The 19935-nt window shown below is 48.1% G+C and carries 23 protein-coding genes; all 23 read right to left on the minus strand.

Features of this window, described 5'->3' with window-relative positions:
• Window positions 1–82: 82 nt before the first annotated feature.
• The gene (locus PCH02S_RS12515) at window positions 83–1594 is read right to left on the minus strand and encodes an NADH-quinone oxidoreductase subunit N (RefSeq protein WP_127453406.1); all 1512 of its coding nucleotides are present in this window, start codon (window positions 1592–1594) and stop codon (window positions 83–85) included.
• Between the two features lie 4 nt (window positions 1595–1598).
• A complete protein-coding gene (locus PCH02S_RS12520) occupies window positions 1599–3221 on the minus strand; it encodes a complex I subunit 4 family protein (protein WP_127453408.1) in 1623 nt (540 codons plus the stop codon).
• The gene (nuoL, locus tag PCH02S_RS12525) at window positions 3211–5112 is read right to left on the minus strand and encodes an NADH-quinone oxidoreductase subunit L (RefSeq protein ID WP_127453410.1); all 1902 of its coding nucleotides are present in this window, start codon (window positions 5110–5112) and stop codon (window positions 3211–3213) included. The genes PCH02S_RS12520 and nuoL overlap by 11 nt, the downstream gene beginning before the upstream one ends.
• Before the next feature lie 15 nt (window positions 5113–5127).
• Window positions 5128–5439, minus strand: coding sequence for an NADH-quinone oxidoreductase subunit NuoK (nuoK, locus tag PCH02S_RS12530; protein ID WP_127453411.1), 312 nt, complete (start codon window positions 5437–5439; stop codon window positions 5128–5130).
• A 2-nt stretch (window positions 5440–5441) separates the two neighbouring features.
• Window positions 5442–5972, minus strand: coding sequence for an NADH-quinone oxidoreductase subunit J (locus PCH02S_RS12535; protein WP_127453412.1), 531 nt, complete (start codon window positions 5970–5972; stop codon window positions 5442–5444).
• Window positions 5965–6417, minus strand: a complete 453-nt coding sequence (gene nuoI / locus PCH02S_RS12540) for an NADH-quinone oxidoreductase subunit NuoI (RefSeq protein ID WP_127453413.1) — start codon at window positions 6415–6417, stop codon at window positions 5965–5967. The genes PCH02S_RS12535 and nuoI overlap by 8 nt, the downstream gene beginning before the upstream one ends.
• Window positions 6418–6591: 174 nt before the next feature.
• Window positions 6592–7596, minus strand: coding sequence for an NADH-quinone oxidoreductase subunit NuoH (gene nuoH / locus PCH02S_RS12545; RefSeq protein ID WP_127453414.1), 1005 nt, complete (start codon window positions 7594–7596; stop codon window positions 6592–6594).
• Window positions 7596–8696, minus strand: a complete 1101-nt coding sequence (locus PCH02S_RS12550; protein WP_127453415.1) for an NADH-quinone oxidoreductase subunit D — start codon at window positions 8694–8696, stop codon at window positions 7596–7598. Before PCH02S_RS12550 ends, nuoH begins: the two co-directional genes overlap by 1 nt.
• A gap of 3 nt (window positions 8697–8699) precedes the next feature.
• Window positions 8700–9140: an NADH-quinone oxidoreductase subunit C gene (locus PCH02S_RS36695; protein WP_276562926.1), complete on the minus strand. Its 441-nt coding sequence runs from the start codon at window positions 9138–9140 to the stop codon at window positions 8700–8702.
• Window positions 9141–9568: 428 nt separating this feature from the next.
• On the minus strand, window positions 9569–10087 hold the full coding sequence (locus tag PCH02S_RS12560; protein WP_127453417.1) for a NuoB/complex I 20 kDa subunit family protein: 519 nt from the start codon (window positions 10085–10087) through the stop codon (window positions 9569–9571).
• Window positions 10072–10437 carry an NADH-quinone oxidoreductase subunit A gene (locus PCH02S_RS12565; RefSeq protein WP_127453506.1) on the minus strand — a complete coding sequence of 122 codons (366 nt, stop codon included), beginning with the start codon at window positions 10435–10437 and terminating at the stop codon, window positions 10072–10074. Before PCH02S_RS12565 ends, PCH02S_RS12560 begins: the two co-directional genes overlap by 16 nt.
• 227 nt (window positions 10438–10664) lie before the next feature.
• Window positions 10665–11069, minus strand: a complete 405-nt coding sequence (locus PCH02S_RS12570; RefSeq protein WP_127453418.1) for a F0F1 ATP synthase subunit epsilon — start codon at window positions 11067–11069, stop codon at window positions 10665–10667.
• A gap of 46 nt (window positions 11070–11115) precedes the next feature.
• On the minus strand, window positions 11116–12513 hold the full coding sequence (gene atpD, locus PCH02S_RS12575) for a F0F1 ATP synthase subunit beta (RefSeq protein WP_127453420.1): 1398 nt from the start codon (window positions 12511–12513) through the stop codon (window positions 11116–11118).
• Between the two features lie 49 nt (window positions 12514–12562).
• Window positions 12563–13420 carry an ATP synthase F1 subunit gamma gene (gene atpG, locus PCH02S_RS12580; protein ID WP_127453421.1) on the minus strand — a complete coding sequence of 286 codons (858 nt, stop codon included), beginning with the start codon at window positions 13418–13420 and terminating at the stop codon, window positions 12563–12565.
• Between the two features lie 130 nt (window positions 13421–13550).
• The gene (atpA, locus tag PCH02S_RS12585; protein WP_127453423.1) at window positions 13551–15065 is read right to left on the minus strand and encodes a F0F1 ATP synthase subunit alpha; all 1515 of its coding nucleotides are present in this window, start codon (window positions 15063–15065) and stop codon (window positions 13551–13553) included.
• Window positions 15066–15098: 33 nt separating this feature from the next.
• Window positions 15099–15632, minus strand: coding sequence for a F0F1 ATP synthase subunit delta (locus PCH02S_RS12590; protein ID WP_127453425.1), 534 nt, complete (start codon window positions 15630–15632; stop codon window positions 15099–15101).
• Entirely contained in the window at window positions 15629–16114 is a 486-nt protein-coding gene (gene atpF, locus PCH02S_RS12595; RefSeq protein WP_127453427.1) for a F0F1 ATP synthase subunit B, read from the minus strand. The genes PCH02S_RS12590 and atpF overlap by 4 nt, the downstream gene beginning before the upstream one ends.
• 78 nt (window positions 16115–16192) lie before the next feature.
• Window positions 16193–16417: a F0F1 ATP synthase subunit C gene (atpE, locus tag PCH02S_RS12600; RefSeq protein ID WP_028556930.1), complete on the minus strand. Its 225-nt coding sequence runs from the start codon at window positions 16415–16417 to the stop codon at window positions 16193–16195.
• A 77-nt stretch (window positions 16418–16494) separates the two neighbouring features.
• On the minus strand, window positions 16495–17193 hold the full coding sequence (gene atpB, locus PCH02S_RS12605) for a F0F1 ATP synthase subunit A (protein WP_127453429.1): 699 nt from the start codon (window positions 17191–17193) through the stop codon (window positions 16495–16497).
• 33 nt (window positions 17194–17226) lie between these two features.
• The gene (locus tag PCH02S_RS12610) at window positions 17227–17607 is read right to left on the minus strand and encodes an ATP synthase subunit I (protein ID WP_127453431.1); all 381 of its coding nucleotides are present in this window, start codon (window positions 17605–17607) and stop codon (window positions 17227–17229) included.
• Window positions 17607–17828: an AtpZ/AtpI family protein gene (locus PCH02S_RS12615; protein ID WP_127453433.1), complete on the minus strand. Its 222-nt coding sequence runs from the start codon at window positions 17826–17828 to the stop codon at window positions 17607–17609. The genes PCH02S_RS12610 and PCH02S_RS12615 overlap by 1 nt, the downstream gene beginning before the upstream one ends.
• Before the next feature lie 224 nt (window positions 17829–18052).
• Complete coding sequence (gene wecB, locus PCH02S_RS12620; protein ID WP_127453435.1) at window positions 18053–19189, minus strand: non-hydrolyzing UDP-N-acetylglucosamine 2-epimerase; 1137 nt, start codon at window positions 19187–19189, stop codon at window positions 18053–18055.
• Between the two features lie 25 nt (window positions 19190–19214).
• Window positions 19215–19844, minus strand: coding sequence for a uracil phosphoribosyltransferase (upp, locus tag PCH02S_RS12625; RefSeq protein WP_127453437.1), 630 nt, complete (start codon window positions 19842–19844; stop codon window positions 19215–19217).
• Window positions 19845–19935: the final 91 nt, after the last annotated feature.

Genomic DNA, 19935 nt, shown 5'->3' on the forward strand with positions numbered 1-19935 from the left:
TCCCAAAAATCACTTAAATAAGTAAATAAAAAAAGCCTTTCCCCCGCTTATGCAGGGAAAGGCTTTTCAAACAATATCCTATTTACATCAAGATAAAATCCTTCGTAAGCATGAAGATAGATTCAATCCATTTCAGCACAAGATGCGGCACCAAACCTAGCGCAACGCTGATAATAGCACATGCCCAGACTGTTATGCCCAAAGCAATAGGCACCTTGACCTCAGCCGACTCATAATCGCTGCGCATAAACATTTGACGAACGACACCAAAGTAGTAGTAGAAAGATACGACGCTCGTCGCGATCATTAGGGAGCCGAGCCAGTATTGATGGGTTTGCATAGTACCGAATATGATGTACAACTTACCGAAGAATCCGCCGGATATCGGGATTCCTGTTAAGGACAACACAATGAGCACCATAGCAGCAGCTGTAAAAGGAGCACGGTAATACAGACCTCCGAAACCCTTGGCTTCGGTATGCCCCTCTGCTTGCTCAATAATCATCAGTACTGCGAAAGCACCGATGTTCATGAACAAGTACGCGATTAGATAGAAAATAAATTCAGAGAAATTCGCGTAGTGTACACCAGAGAAGTACGTCGCAATTGGTACAAGCAAATATCCCGCATTGGCAATTCCCGAGTAAGCCAATAGCCTTTTCATGTTCGTTTGCTTCAGGGCGATGAAATTACCGACCACCATGGCGATCGCAGCCATAACGGAGATAGCCAGGAACACATCGGATTGGAATTTCGATTCCTCGAAAGAACTAAACCCGAACAAGACGTAGAAAACTCGGAAAAGGATGGCGAAACCGGCACCTTTGGACACAACAGCCAAGAAGGCCGTCACAGGCGTCGGTGCGCCTTCGTAGACATCCGGCGCCCAGCTGTGGAAAGGGGCAGCGGCTATTTTGAAACCGAATCCGGCAAGCAGCATGAAAAATGAAACGTAGAGCAGCGGCTCGTAGGAACCAATGAGCGATGGGAGCGCAGCACCAATCTGTGCAAGATTGCTCGATCCGACCATCCCATATAGGAAGGACATGCCATACAAGATGATGGCAGAGGACACACCGCCCATCACTAAGTATTTAAAGGCTCCTTCATTGGACTTGCTATCTTTCTTCTTCATCGCCACAAGCAAGTACGAGGTAATACTAAGCAGTTCCAGCCCTACATACAGCGTAATTAGATCACCCGAGGATGACATAATCATTGCGCCGAGCGCTGCAGGAAGATAGAAGTAGTAGTACTCACCTACATGCGGGATTGTATCTTCCTTCACATAACTTAAACTCATCAGAACGACGAGACCTGTTCCTAGCAGAGTGAACAATTTCAGCAGATTGGAGAAATCATCCACTCTATAGCTTTGATTGAGCAGCTGAATCGCCTCATCGGGATTCAACTGAAGCAAGACAAACACGCCGGAAATCACAAGGCCGACCAAGGTCAACCATCCAATAACGGAACGACTTAACCTGCTTGGCAGGATCAAATCCAAGAGAGATAGGATGATCGCGGTGGCAACCAGCGAAAGTTCAGGGAGCAGATGCGCTAAATCGGCGACTTGGAGTCGAAGCTGTTCCACCGGACTAACCTCCTATCTTCCCGGCTACGCTTTGGATCAATTGATCCAAGCTGCCTATCGTTTGCTGAAGCGGCTGGCTCAGCACGCTTGGGTACACCCCGAGCAAGAGGATGAACGCCACCAGGGTAATCATCGGCACCGCCTCGATTAATCGCGCGTCGCGTATCCCTTGCAGGACCAGGTTTGGCTGCTTAGGGCCAAACGTGATGTTCAACACCCCGCGCAGCACGTACACCGCTGCGAGAATGATCCCCAGTGTACCGATAATCGCGTACACCCGGTGTGTCTCGAAGAGTCCGAGGAACGCGAGGAACTCACTGATGAAGCCGGATAAGCCCGGCAATCCGAGCGAAGCCATCCCCGCAATCAGCAGAATCCCGCTGATGAAGGGAACCGACGAGGCGAGACCGCCTAAGCGATCGAGCTCGGTCGTGTTCGTCCGCTCGTAGATGCTGCCGACGAGCAGGAACATCAGGGCCGAGATCAGACCGTGTGAGATCAGTTGGAACACGGCGCCCTGGAGGCCCGATACGTTAAATGCGGCGAGACCGAGCAGGACGATGCCCATATGACTGATACTCGAGTAAGCCAACACGAGTTTGAAGTCTTTTTGCACCATCGCGAGAATGGCGCCGTACACGATGTTGATAACACCTAGAAGCGCCAGCATCCAGGCCCACTGCTTCGCCTCCGCCGGAAAGAACAGAATGCCGAAGCGGATAAGGCCGTAAGCTCCCATTTTGAGCAAAATACCGGAGTGAATCATAACAACAGCAGGCGGAGCCTCTGTATGTACTTTTAGCATCCACGTATGGAACGGGAAGATCGGCAGTTTGATGCCGAAGGCAACCAGCAGCATAATGAATACGGTCCATTTCATGGCCGGGCTTAGGAAGAACGGCGCTCCCTCTTGATTCACATAAGCAGCGGGATCTTGCAGCAAATTATGCGCAATGGTATGAATATCTCCGCTGTAGTAAATGATAGCCTCTGTCTGCGACGGATCTTGGTTGAAACCTGCCGTGCTGACAAGGATCAGGAATGCGATCAGCATAATCGCTGAACCGAGCCCATTGTAGAGAAGGAAGCGGTTCGCCGCCTGCTCTCTCTTCATATAGCCCCATATTCCGATCAGGAAGAACATCGGCACCAGCGTGATTTCGAAGAACAGGAAGAACAAGAACAGGTCCTGAGCCATAAAGACGCCGAACATACCGGTTTCCAGCAGCAGGAATAGAATAAAGTATGTTTTCCACCGTTTCTTGATGTACACCGAGGCTAGAGCAGCCATGGACGACACAAGAGCGGTTAAAAATACAAGCGGCAATGAAATTCCATCAACGGCAACGCTGTATTTGAATTCAAAGAAATACGATGTGATTTGTTGAATCCCCTCATGGTTCAGCGGGACTTTAATCCAGTCGAGTTGTTCTTTGTATTGAATCGGATCACCTTGAAAATTGTAATCAGCATACAACCATGCCGCCAAAATAAGCGGAATCAATGTCGTGACAATACCGATCGTTTTAATTAAACGGCCGCGATCACTTCGAATGAAGAGCAAGACCAGCACACCGAGCAAAGGTGAAAAAGCGATAAGACTGAGTATAGGTAGATTAGCCGGCATGGATGAACCTCCTTCCTGCGATGGCGAGCGCCAAGATCAGCATCCCTAGAATCATGATGACGCCGTAGGTCTGCATCTGGCCATTCTGAAGACGGGAGCCCAAACGCCCAAGACTGACGACAGTAAAGGCGACCAAACGCACGATACCATCAATGATGTACACATCAATCAGTTCAAGAATCCATCCTAAACCTCGCAGTGGCTTGACGATAAGACTGTCATAGATTTCATCCACGAAATATTTACGGTTGAGCAGTGTGTACAACCAAGGCAACTTACCGGATACGACATCCCGAGGAATCGTGCGTTTCAGGTAGATCAGGTACCCTAGACCAATACCAAGCAATCCGGCGAGTGTGGATAAAATAATAACGATCCAGTTGGCTTTCTCGTCATGTTCTTGACCCGTTAACCAGTGGCCCAGCCACTCGTTGAACGGCGTATTCACAAATCCCGCAACCACAGCAAGTACAGCCAAAATAATCAGCGGTATCGTCATCGTGGAAGGCGATTCATGCGGCTCATGGGCATGATCGTCGTGCCCGTGCGCTTTCCCTCTAGGCGAGCCCAGGAAAACCAGGAAGAACAGTCGGGACATATAAAAGGCGGTGAAGAAAGCTGCAATCACACCAACCCAGAACAACAGCTGGTTATGTTCGTACGCTTCTGTCAAAATCATATCCTTCGACCAGAATCCTGCGAATGGGAAAATTCCCGAGAGCGCCAAGGTTCCGATAGCGAATGTCCAGGTCGTTATTTTCATTTTGCGGGATAAGCCGCCCATTTCATTAATGTCCTGCGTATGCACGGCGTGAATCACGCTGCCTGCGCCCAAGAAGAGCAAGGCTTTGAAGAAAGCATGCGTGAACAAATGAAACATCCCTGACGTATACGACACGCCAATGCCGAGCGCCATCATCATGTAGCCGAGCTGACTTACCGTTGAATAGGCGAGAATGCGTTTGATATCGTTCTGCGCGATCCCAATCGTCGCTGCGAAGATAGCCGTAAAGCCCCCCACATAAGCAACAACCACTAAGGCATCCGGCGAAGCATGGAAAATATCAAACGTACGCGCCACTAAGTACACCCCTGCGGCAACCATTGTTGCTGCGTGGATTAGCGCACTGATTGGCGTCGGACCTTCCATGGCGTCAGGCAACCAGGTGTGCAGCGGGAACTGGCCTGATTTCCCGATCGCCCCGATAAAGATCAGAACGGCAATCCAAGTGACGATGGTCGGGTCAATTTTGCCCGTAGTGAAGGCATTATGTATAGAGGTAAAATCAAGTGCATGCCCCGGCATATACCAGAACAGCAGCAGGATGCCAAGGAACAGGCCCACGTCCCCGATACGGGTAACGATGAAGGCTTTTTTCGCTGCAGCTTTAGCCTCAGGCTTAAAGTACCAGAAACCTACAAGCAAGAAGGAACATACCCCTACAAGCTCCCAGAAAATGTAGAGTTCTAACATGTTTTCCGAAATAACGAGACCTAACATGGAGAAAGAGAACAAAGCGATATAACCGAAAAACACGTGGATTCGCTCGTCGCCTTTCATATAACCTCTAGAGTAAATATTAACGAGGAGAGAGACCAACGTGACGATGACCAGCATCAGGGCGTTCAAATTGGTGACCTCAAATCCCATACTCAAGGTAAAATCGCCAACTTGCAGCCAATTCAGCTTATCCCACGTATAATCCTCAACTTTGCCGCCGATGCGTTCAACAAATATCAGCACAGCGACGATAAATGAGGCGAACATCGCAAAAATACTGATATAAATGCCCAAGTCCTTTAATTGACGTCCCATAGCCGTAAGCGCTAGAAAAGCAATCAACGGAAACAACGGAATGAGCCAGGCGTACTGTGAATAGTCCGATACCATATCCTTGTTAGCCTCCTAGCGCTTCATAGAATCCAAATCCGTTACATCTACTGTTCCTCTATTTCGGTAAATCGTAATAAGAATCGCTATCCCGACAGCTGCTTCTGCGGCTGCAATCGTAATGTTGAAGAGTGAGAAAATTTGTCCTGTCAGCGCTGGATGATCCCCAAGTTTGGAGAAAGCGATCAAATTTAAGTTCACCGCGTTGAGCATCAGCTCAATTGACAATAATACGATGACTCCATTTTTTTTCGTTAAAGCGCCGTACAGACCGATACAGAACAGGATTGCAGCCAGCGTGAGATAGGGAGTAATAATGTTGCCCATAGCTAATCCTCCTCTCTCTTCGCGACGATAATAGCGCCGATGAAAGCGACTGTCAGCAGCACAGACATGATTTCGAATGGAATCACGTGCTGGTTATACAACAGCTTGCCGATTTCTAATGTATTGTCTTTGCCGGCATCTAAAGAGCCTTGTGAGACGAAAGTCGTTTTTTGAATCGCATAAAATAACACCCCGAACAAGCCCAAAGCGCCAACGATCGCCAAACCTTCGTGCCAAGGACGCCTTGGCTCCTCCTCTTCCCCTTGTCTGTGCTTTGTCATCATAATGCCGAAAATCATGAGGATCGAGATGGCCCCTGCATAGATCAACACCTGTACGAAAGCAACAAACTCGGCTTCAAGGATAATATATAGCCCTGCTAAGCTAATGAACGTAAGCGCAACGGCAATGACCATATGAACAACTTTGGTAAAAGAAATCATAAAGATCGCTCCGCCGATGGCCAGAAGGGCGAAAATGAAGAAAGCCCAGCTTGAACCGCTTGAGAGGAAATCACCAATTCCGCTAAACATCTTTTTTGGCCCCCCCTTTTGGCATGGCCGAGTTATTCTCCTGGCGAATGTTTTGGTTATTGTCATTCAACCATTGCAAATTTTTGAAAAGATCATCGCGACTATAGGAACTTAGCTCGAAATTATTTGTCATGACAATTGCTTCCGTCGGACACACCTCTGTGCAGAGATCGCACAAAATACAAATTTCGAAGTTGATATCATACGTATCAATGACCTTACCCTTTTTCTCGGGGTCCGGATTCGCTTTGCCCGTCAAAGTAATACACTCGGTTGGGCAAATACGCGCACATTGATTGCACACGATGCATTTTTCTGGGTCGAAATGTTGAATACCGCGAAAACGATCCGGCATTTTGATCGGGACCTCAGGGTATGCGTACGTGATTTTTTTCTGTGTCATGCTTTTCAACGTTACGCCTAAGCCTTTAATTATGCCCTTCATTTGGTTCACTCCTTAGAGTTTCCGTAGGAAACTTGCATCGTAAGCATAAACTGAGTTTTGCTTTAGCAAAACTGACATCGTAAGCATCAGCTTAGAGTTTCCGTAGGAAACTTGCATCGTAAGCATAAACTGAGTTTTGCTTTAGCAAAACTGACATCGTATGCGTAGGCTTTGTTAAAAGATCGTCATAATGATCGCCGTTACCAGCATATTGACTAGCGCCAAGGGCAGCAGTACTTTCCAGCCGAAGCCCATGAGCTGATCAATCCGTACGCGAGGCAGCGTCGCCCGCAACCAGAACAAGACGAACACAACGAGGGAGAATTTCAGCAGGAACCAGATGATCCCCGGAATAAAATCAAGGAATGGGAACGGCGCATGCCATCCGCCTAAGAAGATCAGGCTGGTTAAAGAAGCAATGATAAACACGTAAACGTATTCCGATAGCATGAAAAATGCAAAGCGGAAGCCGCTGTATTCCACGTGATAACCTGCTACAAGCTCGGACTCTGCTTCCGGCAAGTCAAAAGGCGTCCGGTTAAGCTCCGATACACCGGCAATGGCGAAGATGATGAAACCTAGAATTTGAGGAATGAAGTTCCAATGCCAGAAGCCCCCCGCTTGATGGTCAACGATGGTATGCAGATTTAAACTGCCTGTCATCATAATGACACCAATGACGGAAATGACGAGCGGGACCTCATAACTGATCATTTGCGCTGCTGAACGCATACCGCCTAGCAAGGCATATTTGTTATTTGATGCCCAGCCCCCAAGAATAATCCCAATCGTAGAAATGCCTGTAAGCGCCACGTAATAAAGCAGACCGGCATTCAAGTTCGCATTAAACATACGATCCGAGAAAGGAATCGCCGCAATAATTGTAAACGAAGGAATGAACGTAATAATAGGCGCCAAAATGAACAGCTCGCGTTCCGCCTTTTTGGGAATGGTATCTTCTTTAATCAGCAGTTTGAAAACGTCCGCGACGCTCTGCAGAAGCCCTAGCGGCCCTGTGCGGTTTGGTCCGATCCGCAGCTGCATCCAGCCAATGACCTTCCGCTCAAAGTAGATCGCGTAGGTAACGAAGCCAAGAACCAACAGCAGCATAACGATGCCCCAGAAAAGGAAAACGAAGAAGTTCGTCCAGGTTAGACTCTCTTCCAGCAAATTTACCATTAAGCATCCACCTCCCCAACGACAATATCGATGCCGCCCAATATCGTAATCAGGTTGGTCATCGATTCACCGACCAGGAGCTTGGGCAATATTTGTAGATTTACGAAGGACGGTCTGCGGAATTTCAGACGGAATGGCTCTTGCTTGCCTCGGGAAATAATATAGCAGCCGATTTCTCCACGAGGAGACTCAATAGCCGCATACACTTCACCTTCAGGAGGACGAATCACCCTAGGCACCTTGCCCATGGTTTCCCCTTGTTCAGGGAATTGTGCCACAGCTTGCTCCAAAATACGCAGGGACTGTTTTACTTCCTCCATGCGTACTAGATAGCGATCATAACAATCGCCGCCGCTTCGTACAGGCACATCGAATTGAAAGCGATTATAAAGGCTGTATGGCTGCGTTTTGCGGATATCCCAGTCAACACCCGTACATCTTAAGTTAGCGCCGCTAAGCCCATAGGCAATGGCTGTATCAGCGTCATATTTACCTACTCCCTTAATCCTGGACAGGAAAATCTCATTTCCGGATACAAGGGTATGATATTCTTCCAATTTTCCGTACATATACGGGATAAATTTCTTAACTTTATCGATCCAACCGTCCGGAGCGTCCCATTTTACCCCGCCTACACGCATGTAGTTGTAAGTCAAACGAGCTCCGCAGAGTTCATTGAACAGGTCAATGATAATTTCCCGATCACGGAAAGCGAATAAGAACGGACTCATTGCTCCGATATCCAGCAAATACGTGCCCCACCACACCATATGGGAAGCAATCCGCTGAAGTTCCATCACGATCAAACGAAGGAATTCCGCACGTTCCGGAACTTCCAGTCCCATCATTTTCTCAACGGCATGAACGAGAACATAGTTCGTCGTCATGGCAGAGACGTAATCCATACGGTCTGTATAAGGAATAATTTGTGTGTAGCTCAGATTCTCAGCCAGCTTCTCTGTTCCTCTATGTAGATAGCCCATAACGGGTATAGCTTCTTTGATGATCTCTCCATCCAGCTTCACAATCACGCGGAAAACGCCATGCGTACTAGGATGCTGAGGACCAACGTTTAGCAGGAGCTCTTCTGTCCGTAACAAATGCTACACCTCCGGGTCAAGCGGTTCGTAATCTTTGCGCAGTGGATGGCCGACCCAATCGTCAGGCATCATGATTCTTACCAGGTTGGGATGCCCAGGGAAGTCAATTCCCAGCAGGTCATACACTTCCCGCTCATTCCAATTCGCGGTTGGCCACACAGGAGCGACAGATGGGATGCTTGGCTGATCCCGGTCTGTTTTCACCTTCACACAATACTCGCGCTTGTGCGTGAGGGAAAGCAGATGATACGCCACTTCCAGATGCGTCTCTTGATCCACACCCGAGAGATTGCGCAAGTAGTCGCAGCGCAGCTCTTCGTGATCCCGCAGCACCAGCGCAGCCTCCGGCCAGCGGGAGCTGTGAATGACAACGTAAGGACGGTGTCCGTCCCTTTCGTTAATGAAGCTATCGACGACGGCCTCTTCGCCGGCGCCTTCTTTCAAGATCGCCACCAGCCGGTCCAGCAAAGGCTGGTTCGGCGAAGGCTCTTTCGGCGCGGCAGGCTCCGCCGCATCGGTTTTCGCTCCGCGCGCGCTAGCTCGCGCTGCGCGTGCTTCTGCGGCGGCCTGCGCTTTGGCCGCCTTCTCGTCATCCCCTGCAGCAGCAGGGGATGGTGGTGCTGCCGCCGACGCGGGCTCGCCCGTCGGCTCAGCGGCCGCCGCCTTCGCCGCTAGGCGGGCGGCTCTTGCCGCGGCGCGCTCCGCGGCCTTCTCTTCGGCGGTTTTCTCCGCCGCTTCAGCCGCAGGTGCTTCGCTCGCCGGTTTCACCTCAGCAGCAGGTGTCGACTGCGCTGTATTTCCTTCAGCCTTGGTCTCTTCCGCAGAGGCTGTCTGCCCGACCTCGACCTTCTCCTCCGGTTTCTTATCCTCACTCATCGGTTGATCACCTGCTTACCGGTCTTCGCCTCATAGCGAATCTTCTCCTGAAGCTTGTTGATCCCATAAATAAGTGCCGCCGGGTTCGGCGGACAACCCGGTATGTACACATCGACCGGAACGATCTGATCTACACCTTTGACAACGGAGTACGATTTCACATACGGTCCACCGGCAGTCGCGCAAGAACCCATCGCGATAACCCATTTCGGTTCCGGCATTTGCTCATAAAGACGGCGCAGCAAAGGAGCCATTTTCTTCGTAACTGTCCCTGCTACAATCATGACATCGGATTGCCTAGGGGACGTACGGAAGATGACTCCAAAACGGTCTAAATCATAATGTGATCCGCCCGTACCCATCATTTCGATAGCACAGCAAGCAAGACCAAACGTTAAAGGCCAAAGTGAATTACTGCGAGCCCAAGCTTTCACCTGCTCCAGTGTTGTCATAAATACGTTGCGGTTTAACTCTTCGCGTTCTTCTGGGGAGATCGACTCTAGACTGAAGTCCATTGCAGCACCTTCTTCTTCCAAGCGTATATTAATCCTATGGCTAGCAAGGCTACAAAAATGCACATTTCCACTAAAGCAAAAAGTCCTAGCTGATTAAAAGCAACAGCCCAAGGATACAGGAACACGGTCTCTACATCAAAGATGACAAACATCAACGCAAACAAATAATATCGAATGTTAAACCGGATTTGCCCTTCACCAACAGGCTCGTTCCCACTCTCATACGTCGTATACTTCTCCACAACGGGTTTGCTCGGTCTTAACCATTTGCCTATCGTAAGCGCTGCCACCGGGAGGAAAATACCTAACCCAAGAAAAATCGCTACGATTACATAGTTATTTGTGTACATCATCTGAATGTAACCGCCTCCATTCTTATTTACTTTCTCAAATCATTGATTCAAATTGGTAATAATCACCTTCAATATTATACCAAAAGAGCTCAGGGGAGTCGATGACTAATTCCAAGCCCTATTTTTTTACATACTTTGTGAATAGATTTTCCATAATTATCGATAATAATCCGTTTATATGAAAAAAAGCGACGGAACCTAAGTTCCATCGCTTCTTTGATCTATTATTTGCCGGACACGCTGATCCGGTTCAATGCTCTTTGCAAAGCCGCTTCCGCACGTTTGAAATCCACGTTATCTTGCTTCGTTTCCGCAAGGCGCTTCTCCGCACGTTCTTTCGCTGCTCTCGCACGATCCACATCGATTTGTTCTGGCAGCTCGGCGCTTTCCGCCAGTATGACCACTTTGTCCTTACGCACTTCCATAAATCCGCCGTTCACTGCGATGATCTCGTCTTTGGAGCCCTGCTTCTTCACAGTAATCGAGCTGATTTTCAATGGAGTCACGAGTGGAATGTGGTTCGGCAGAATTCCAAGCTCCCCTTCGACACCCTTTGCGACTAACATGTTTGCTTGTTCAGCGTACACTTTGCGCTCAGGAGTAACAATTTCAAGTAGGAATGTACTCACTTGGATTCTCCTTCCTCAGCTAACGCGAAGTTTACCAATGGTAACCTTACAGCGTTTTCGCTTTCTCGATTGCGTCCTCAATCGTACCTACGTTGTGGAACGCTACTTCAGGAAGGTTGTCGTGCTTACCTTCAAGAACTTCTTTGAAGCTGCGCACAGTTTCTTTCAATGGCACATACAAGCCTGGGAAACCGTTGAACGGCTCAGCAACGTGAAGCGGCTGAGACAAGAACAGACGGAGACGACGCGCACGAGTAACGACTAGTTTATCCTCATCGGACAACTCATCCATACCCAAGATCGCGATGATATCCAGAAGCTCTTTGTAACGTTGAAGAACTTGTTTAACACCTTGTGCTACTTTATAGTGCTCTTCGCCTAGAATTTCTGGCGTCAAGATACGGGAAGAGGAAGCAAGTGGATCTACCGCTGGGAAAATACCCGCAGCCGCGATACTACGCTCCAAGTTCGTTGTCGCATCTAAGTGAGCGAACGCTGTAGCTGGAGCTGGATCCGTATAGTCATCCGCAGGAACGTAAATCGCTTGAATCGACGTTACGGAACCTTTTTTCGTGGATGTAATACGCTCTTGCAATTGACCCATTTCTGTAGCCAAAGTCGGTTGGTAACCTACCGCAGACGGCATACGTCCAAGCAAAGCCGAAACCTCGGAACCTGCTTGTGTGAAACGGAAGATGTTATCTACGAACAGAAGAACGTCTCTGCCTTCAACATCACGGAAATACTCAGCCATTGTCAAACCAGTCAAAGCTACGCGAAGACGCGCGCCCGGAGGCTCGTTCATTTGACCGAATACCATCGCTGTTTTCTCGATAACGCCGGAGTCTTTCATCTCGTGGTAAAGGTCATTACCTTCACGAGTACGCTCACCAACGCCTGCGAAAACGGAGATACCACCGTGCTCTTGAGCAATGTTGTGAATCAACTCTTGCATGGTTACGGTTTTACCTACACCCGCACCACCGAAGAGACCGATTTTACCACCTTTTGCGTAAGGAGCCATAAGGTCAATAACTTTAATTCCTGTTTCAAGAACTTCCGATTTCGTGGACAAGTTCTCGAATGCAGGAGCTTCTTTATGAATTGGACTAGTCAACGTACGATCAACGTTTTCGATACCATCGATAGGATCTCCAACTACGTTGAACACGCGACCTAGTGTTGCAGCACCTACAGGTACTGTAATTGGAACTCCTGTGTCCGTAGCTTCAGCGCCACGTACAAGTCCGTCTGTGGAAGACATCGCTACGCAACGAACGAGGTTGTCACCGAGGTGAACCGCCGCTTCAACCGTAATCGTAACCGTTTGACCGGCTTCCGTTTTTTCAATCTTGATTGCATTCAGAATTTCAGGGAGTTGTCCGCGTCCGAACTCAATGTCGACGACAGGCCCTGTAATATTCACAACGCGCCCTTTGCTCATGGTTTCCCTCCTAAGAAAAGCTTCGCCTCTAAGCGAGGCGTTTATTCAATTAAGCGTTCGCGTTCGCGCCGCTGACGATTTCCGCAATTTCTTGCGTAATGGCAGCTTGACGTGCACGGTTGTATGCTAATGTGTAGCTGCTGATCATCTTCGTTGCATTTTTCGTTGCAGAGTTCATCGCTGTCATTCTCGCGCCGAACTCACTTGCTTTACCTTCCAATACCGCGCTGTAAATAATTGTTTCCGCATATTTAGGCAGCAGTACTTCTAGAACGCCTTCCGCAGACGGCTCATATTCGTAGCTAGCCGTTGACGCGCCTTTAACTTCCTCCATAGGAAGCAAGCGAACCATGGTTGGTACTTGACTGATTGCATTTTGGAATTTGTTGTACACCAAGAACAATTGGTCGTACGCGCCCTTCTCAAAATTGGAAACAGCAGAAGCCGCAATCGATTTAATATCCGAGAACTTCGGTGAATCCGGAAGTCCTGTAACTTCTTGAACGATCTCAACATTACGTTTTTTGAAGAAGTTGCTACCTTTACGTCCGATTACAAAAACAGCATATTCCGACGGGGATTGATGTCTTTCGCGAATCTCCGTCATCGCTTTCCGCAATACGTTCGCGTTGTAGCCTCCAGCCAAACCACGATCCGAAGTGATAACCAAGTAAGCGGTTTTCTTCACTTCGCGTGTTTGCAGCATTGGGTGCTTCACACCTTTGGAGCCTGCAGCGATGCTAGCTACTACTTCTTTCAGCTTATCCGAATAAGGACGAGCCGCTTCAGCAGCTTGCTGAGCACGACGCAAGTTCGCAGCTGCAACCATCTCCATCGCACGCGTAATTTGCTTCGTGTTTTGTGTCGATTTGATTTGGCGCTTAATCTCGCGCATTCCTTTTGCCATACCTGTCACCTCTCTTTTGAGGCTTTGGAAAGCCTTCATTCGAAGGCCTGATCTCAGGCAGCATGCACCTAATCTCAGGCATAAACGGAGTACCTGGCTTCTCGCTAAGAAAAGCGCAGGTATTCAAATATTATTCAGAAACTGCGAAGCTCTTTTTGAACGTGTTGATAGCATCAACTAGCGCTTTGTCGTTATCCGCAGAAATGTCTTTCGTATCATTAATGCTGTTCAAGATTTCCGGACGGTTGGATTCCAGGTAAGCCAAGAACTGCTGCTCGAAACGAGTTACGTCTTGTACCGGAATGTCATCCAAGTGACCTTTAACAACGGTGTACAGCGAGCAAACTTGTTTTGCAAGCGAAAGCGGCTGATGCACGCCTTGCTTCAAGATTTCAAGTGTACGAACCCCACGATCCAGACGAGCTTTCGTCGCTCTGTCAAGGTCGGAACCGAACGCTGCGAAGGCAGCAAGCTCACGGTATTGTGCCAAGTCTACACGCAGTGTACCGGCAACTTTTTTCATTGCTTTCGTTTGAGCGGAACCCCCTACACGGGATACAGAGTTACCAACGTTAACCGCTGGACGCTGACCGGAGTAGAACAGATCGGACTCAAGGAAGATTTGACCGTCCGTAATGGAAATTACGTTCGTAGGAATGTATGCGGAGATATCGCCCGCTTGTGTCTCGATGAATGGAAGTGCCGTAATCGAACCGCCACCAAGATCATCGTTCAATTTCGCAGCGCGCTCCAGCAAACGGGAGTGCAAGTAGAATACGTCACCTGGGTATGCTTCGCGACCTGGTGGACGACGCAGCAAGAGGGACAACTCACGGTATGCAGCCGCTTGTTTGGACAAGTCATCGTATACGATCAATACGTGCTCGCCTTTGTACATGAAGTACTCACCCATTGCGCAGCCTGAGTATGGAGCCAACCAAAGCATTGGTGAAGGCTCGGAAGCAGATGCTGTTACAACGATTGTGTATTCCAAAGCGCCAGCAGCACGAAGTTTTTCAACAACGCCTACAACTGTGGATTGTTTTTGACCTATAGCAACGTAGATACATTTAACGCCGTTGCCTTTTTGGTTCAGGATTGCGTCGATCGCAATCGCTGTTTTACCTGTTTGACGGTCACCAATGATCAACTCACGTTGACCGCGACCGATTGGAACCATCGCGTCAATCGCTTTGATACCTGTTTGCATTGGCTCATGAACGGATTTACGAGCCATTACGCCTGGAGCCATGTTCTCAACAGGGCGGAATTCAGTTGTAGCAATAGGTCCTTGACCATCGACTGGTTGACCCAAGGAGTTAACGACACGGCCGAGAAGGGCTTCCCCAACAGGAACCTCCATGATACGTCCTGTACGTTTTACTGCATCGCCTTCACGGATATCTTTGTAAGGTCCGAGAATAACGATACCTACGTTGCTTTCTTCAAGGTTAAACGCGTAGCCCAGAACGCCATTTGAAAACTCAAGCAGTTCGCCTGCCATTACGTTTTCCAAACCATGAGCACGAGCGATACCGTCCCCTACTTGAATGACTGTACCAACATCAACCACTTGCATATCGGATTTATAGTTTTCAATCTGTTGTTTAATCAATGAGCTGATTTCTTCAGGTTTGATACTCAACGAACGTCACCCCTATTCTTACAGTGCTTGTTATTAAACCAAAGCTTTGGATAGGCGGTCTAGCTTGCCTGCCAAACTTCCATCATATAAACGGTCACCAATGCGCACTTGGATGCCGCCGAGCAGCTTAGGCTCAACAACAGTCGCAACACGAATTGTTTTTCCCGTAACTTTGCTGAAATGTGATGCAATTTCCGCTTGTTGAGCTTCTGTCAGTGTAAAAGCGGAATAAATCGTTGCACTCGCTTGTCCAAGCGCTTCATTCGCAATCTTCACATAATCGACTACAAGAACGGATAAAATCGCTTGTCTTCCTTTATCAATCAAGACCAGCAGCGTGTTCCACACCGGTTCGGAAACTTTGCCTTCAAAAATCTGCTTCAGCAGGTCCGTTTTGACGGTGTTCCCGATGTTCGGATGGTTCAGGAACTTCTGCAAGTCTGCATTGTCCCTAATCGCACTAGCTACAGATTTCAGCTCTTCTTCGACTTGGGAAATAATTCCCTTATCCTTGGCTACTTCAAAAAGAGCTCTGGCATAACGCTTCGCTACGACGATGTCACTCATACGTTGCCTCCTACCTCTTTGAGGTAATGCTCAACCAATTGCTCTTGTGACTTTTCGTCGATTTGCTTTTCAATAATTTTGGAGGCAATCAGAACGGACATCGCGCCAACTTGGCTGCGAAGAGCGGCAACCGCTTTGTTCTTCTCGTTCTCGATATCTTTCAAAGCTTCATCTTTCAGACGAGCTGCTTCTGCTCCAGCTGCACGAACGATATCATCAGCTTGTTTGGAACCTGTTTGTTTCGCTTGCTCAATGATATCGTGAGCTTCCTTACGCATTTGTTGCAGTGCTTGTTTTTGTTCCTCTAACAGTTGATCAGCTTGCTTGCGGCTCGCTTCAGCTGTTTGAATTTGATCTTTAACTAACTGTCTGCGTTTCTCCATCATGCCGAACAAAGGGCCGAACGCAAACTTGGAAAGTAGCACGTATAAAATTAAGAACGCGATAAGTTGAATCCAAAATGTGGACCATTCAATATGCAAGTAACGTCACTCCCTTCTGATAACGTGGGCAAAACGAAGGCGTGGTGGCGACTACGGCCATCCCCGCCAAACGGTTTCTTAAGCTTTCCCCATAAAGATGAACGCAAGTACCAATGCAACGACCGGCATTGCCTCTACTAGACCTACCCCGATGAACATAGTTGTTTGAAGCGTACCACGTAGTTCTGGTTGACGAGAAATACCTTCCAAAGCGCGACCTACGATCAAACCGTTACCAATACCTGCACCTAGTGCTCCTAAACCGAATACGATACCTGCTGCTACTAATGCTATTGCTCCCATTGATAAAATCCTCCCTTAAACTCTTAGGTTTGTTTTGTGTATAAGTGACTCGAGACTACCCGAGGTAAGTCTTACTCTTAATGTTCTTCTTCATGGATTAACGTTTGTGAGATGTAAACCATTGTCAGCATTGTAAATACGAAGGCTTGAATAGCACCTACGAACACACTGAAGCCCTGCCATACGAAGAGAGGCGCAATTCCAAACCAACCAGCTCCGATGATGACAGATATCATAATTTCACCTGCATAAATGTTACCGTAAAGACGGAAAGCGAGCGTCAGCGGCTTTGATACGACTTCAATCAAATGAAGGATCAACATTGCCCCTTTGTACTCAAAATAATGCGCAAAGTAATGCTTCGTGTTACGTGTTATCCCTAAGTAGTGACTTAGTACGATAACAATAACCGTCAGTGCTCCTGTTACAGCGATATCAGCCGTTGGTGATTTCCACCAAGACACATGATCTTCCGTCACGATCGAAAAAGGAAGGCCGAGCATGTTGCCGATAAAGATGTACATAATGAGCGTAAGACCAAGCGCGATAAAACCTTTGCCATGCTTAGAACCAATCGTACTTCCAATGATGCCTTCTACGAACTCAATCGTCCATTCCATGAAGTTTTGAATTTTTGAAGGATTCGTTACGGATGCACGGCTAGCCCCTGCGATTGCAAGAATAAGCACGATAATGGTGGTAATTCCGATCATCATAAGAGCTGATGCGTCGAAGTGAATACCTAACCACTCAAATTCTGGTACCTTATGTTCCATATTTCCCATTTTCACCCCTTTCATCGAATGGAATTACTTCTTAGACTTCCTAATAGAAAGAATACCCAGTACGAGTGTTGCCAATTGAGCAAAAAAGTATCCAACAATCGTCGTGGTTAAAGCGACATGTTCCGGATACCGAACGGCAACCAAACCTGCGAAGCCAGCAATTGCTGCTCTTGTCAGAAAACCTAGGGTCACCTTGCGCCCTTTCTGCTCTATCGCAGCTGCTGCCAACTTGTTAATTTTCCAGGCCAGAAACCTTGCATTGATCATGCTCGCCATAGATCCAAGCATAATGCCGGCAAAGTAAACCCGGTAATCGACAAGAAGCGCCCATGCAGCCAAACAAAAGGATAAAAAGAAAAGAAACACATTTTGAACCGTTTTCAGAGTGGCTGAAAATTCATCCATCATAGCCCTCCGTACCGCTTTATCATGAAGTAAATGCTAATGATTCCGGTTACAAGCCCTAGCAAAAATCCGCCTAACAACCAGAATTGTCCCCCTAGTACACGCGTTAGCCAATCGCCGAACAAATATCCGGCTCCTAAACAAACTACAAGGTCAATGCCGATCGCACTAGTTAACGCTACTGCCCGCCACGGATTATCATTGGGATTTTGCCGTTTCATCGCATCCCTCCTGAAGGCTTTCCGCTGTGGAAAACCTGTTTCGTAGACATAGTGCTACGAATCCTCATTTATTGTATCGAAGCAGTGCGAGGTTTGTCAATTGACGAAACTTAACAGTCCTCGCAGCCCGAAAGCCCTCAGAGCCTTGCGGCTCTAAGGTTTGCGAGTTTCCAAACCAAACAGTCGAACTGTACGCTGTAGCGTTTGTCATGATTTTGTCACGGTTAGAATGTTTCAGGGCGCTCCGAGACCTTGCCAAAGTGATGCAGAATCGCTTGAACGATTCTTTGGGATGCTTTTCCATCCCCGTAAGGGTTGGCAGCTTGGCTCATTTTGTTGTATAAAACTGGATCTGTCAGCAGCGCGCGAGCACGCTCATAGACCTTCTCCTCGTCCGTTCCAACCAGCTCCAATGTGCCCGCTTGAATGCCTTCCGGACGTTCTGTCGTATCACGGAGCACAAGTACCGGCACACCAAAGGATGGGGCTTCCTCCTGAAGACCGCCAGAGTCTGTCAGAATCATATGTGTCTTCGGATAGAAGTTATGGAATTCACTGGCATCGAATGGCTCTACCAGCTTGATGCGCGGGTGGTTACCCAGAATTTCGTGCGCAGGCTCTTTGACAGCCGGGCTCGGATGCACCGGATATACGATTGCGATATCTTCAAACTCATCAGCGATACGCTTCACAGCACGGAAAATTTGGCGGTGCGGTTCACCTTGCGCTTCACGGCGATGAGCTGTCATCAAGATCAGCCTGCGGCCTGCTGCCCACTCCAAAACCGGGTGCTCGAAGGATTCCTGAACGGTATATTGAAAGACATCTGTAACGGTATTCCCTGTTACATAGATTTGAGATTCGGATTTATTTTCTTTACGCAGATTATCAGCCGATTGCTGGGTTGGTGCAAAATGCAGATCCGCCAAAACGCCTGTCAACTGACGGTTCATTTCTTCCGGATATGGCGACATTTTGTTCCACGTACGAAGACCCGCTTCGACATGTCCAACCTGGATTTGCTGCATAAATGCCGCATAGCTCGCAAGGAACGTTGTCAGTGTATCGCCGTGCACGAGAATCAGATCCGGTTTCGCCTCTTGGAACACCGGCTCCAAACCTTGCAGCACGCGCATAGTAATTTCATTCAGCGTCTGACGATCCTTCATAACGTTAAGGTCATAATCCGGTGTGATTTTAAAAATATCAAGCACCTGATCCAACATCTGGCGATGCTGAGCCGTTACGCAAACGAGAGACTCGATATGTTCTGGATGCTTCTCCAGCTCCTTAATCAGCGGAGCCATTTTAATCGCTTCAGGTCTAGTACCGAAGATCGTAATGACTTTCAAACGTTTCATTGGTTCTTCTCCCCATCGTCATAAATTATTTCGTGCCGAACAGGCGATCTCCCGCATCTCCCAAGCCAGGTACGATATAGCCATGATCATTCAAGTAGTCATCCACGGCCGCCACATAAATATCAACATCCGGATGCTCTTGTTGAACCGCTTTAATTCCTTCCGGCGCAGCAATTAAACACATCAGCTTCATTTGTGTACAGCCTCTGCGTTTCAAAACTTCAATCGCTGCATTCGCTGAACCGCCTGTTGCGAGCATCGGGTCAATCACAATGAGCTCCCGCTCCAAGACATCTGTCGGCAGCTTCACATAATATTCGACAGGCTGCAGCGTGTCAGGATCACGGTATAGACCAACATGTCCTACTTTGGCAGCCGGAATCAGTTTAAGCACACCGTCAACCATTCCTAAGCCTGCACGCAAAATAGGGATAAGTCCCAGCATTCTGCCGGAAATAATGCGGCAATCTGCCGTTGTTACAGGCGTTTTCACCTGAACATGCTCAAGCGGAATATCTCTCGTGATCTCGTAGGCCATCAAAGTCGCTACTTCGTCTACGAGCTCCCGAAAATCTTTTGTTTTGGTATTCTCATCCCGAATAAAGGTCAGCTTATGCTGAATTAACGGATGATCACAAATAAATAACTTCCCCATAATTTCCTCCTAAAAAACCACAATGTTATATGTATGTTACCCATTTTAGCGTCAAGGTACGACAAACCTCGTTCATTATATCATATGTTAT

The organism is Paenibacillus chondroitinus NBRC 15376 (genome assembly GCF_004000765.1).
Lineage (GTDB): Bacteria > Bacillota > Bacilli > Paenibacillales > NBRC-103111 > Paenibacillus_E > Paenibacillus_E chondroitinus.

Coding starts and splice junctions, on each gene's coding strand:
- PCH02S_RS12520 (WP_127453408.1), bottom strand. CDS start 3,221: ATGCCGGCTAATCTACCTATACTCAGTCTTATCGCTTTTTCACCTTTG.
- nuoL (WP_127453410.1), bottom strand. CDS start 5,112: ATGGTATCGGACTATTCACAGTACGCCTGGCTCATTCCGTTGTTTCCG.
- nuoK (WP_127453411.1), bottom strand. CDS start 5,439: ATGGGCAACATTATTACTCCCTATCTCACGCTGGCTGCAATCCTGTTC.
- PCH02S_RS12535 (WP_127453412.1), bottom strand. CDS start 5,972: ATGTTTAGCGGAATTGGTGATTTCCTCTCAAGCGGTTCAAGCTGGGCT.
- nuoI (WP_127453413.1), bottom strand. CDS start 6,417: ATGAAGGGCATAATTAAAGGCTTAGGCGTAACGTTGAAAAGCATGACA.
- nuoH (WP_127453414.1), bottom strand. CDS start 7,596: ATGGTAAATTTGCTGGAAGAGAGTCTAACCTGGACGAACTTCTTCGTT.
- PCH02S_RS12560 (WP_127453417.1), bottom strand. CDS start 10,087: ATGGACTTCAGTCTAGAGTCGATCTCCCCAGAAGAACGCGAAGAGTTA.
- PCH02S_RS12565 (WP_127453506.1), bottom strand. CDS start 10,437: ATGTACACAAATAACTATGTAATCGTAGCGATTTTTCTTGGGTTAGGT.
- atpD (WP_127453420.1), bottom strand. CDS start 12,513: ATGAGCAAAGGGCGCGTTGTGAATATTACAGGGCCTGTCGTCGACATT.
- atpG (WP_127453421.1), bottom strand. CDS start 13,420: ATGGCAAAAGGAATGCGCGAGATTAAGCGCCAAATCAAATCGACACAA.
- PCH02S_RS12590 (WP_127453425.1), bottom strand. CDS start 15,632: ATGAGTGACATCGTCGTAGCGAAGCGTTATGCCAGAGCTCTTTTTGAA.
- atpE (WP_028556930.1), bottom strand. CDS start 16,417: ATGGGAGCAATAGCATTAGTAGCAGCAGGTATCGTATTCGGTTTAGGA.
- atpB (WP_127453429.1), bottom strand. CDS start 17,193: ATGGAACATAAGGTACCAGAATTTGAGTGGTTAGGTATTCACTTCGAC.
- PCH02S_RS12610 (WP_127453431.1), bottom strand. CDS start 17,607: ATGGATGAATTTTCAGCCACTCTGAAAACGGTTCAAAATGTGTTTCTT.
- PCH02S_RS12615 (WP_127453433.1), bottom strand. CDS start 17,828: ATGAAACGGCAAAATCCCAATGATAATCCGTGGCGGGCAGTAGCGTTA.
- wecB (WP_127453435.1), bottom strand. CDS start 19,189: ATGAAACGTTTGAAAGTCATTACGATCTTCGGTACTAGACCTGAAGCG.
- upp (WP_127453437.1), bottom strand. CDS start 19,844: ATGGGGAAGTTATTTATTTGTGATCATCCGTTAATTCAGCATAAGCTG.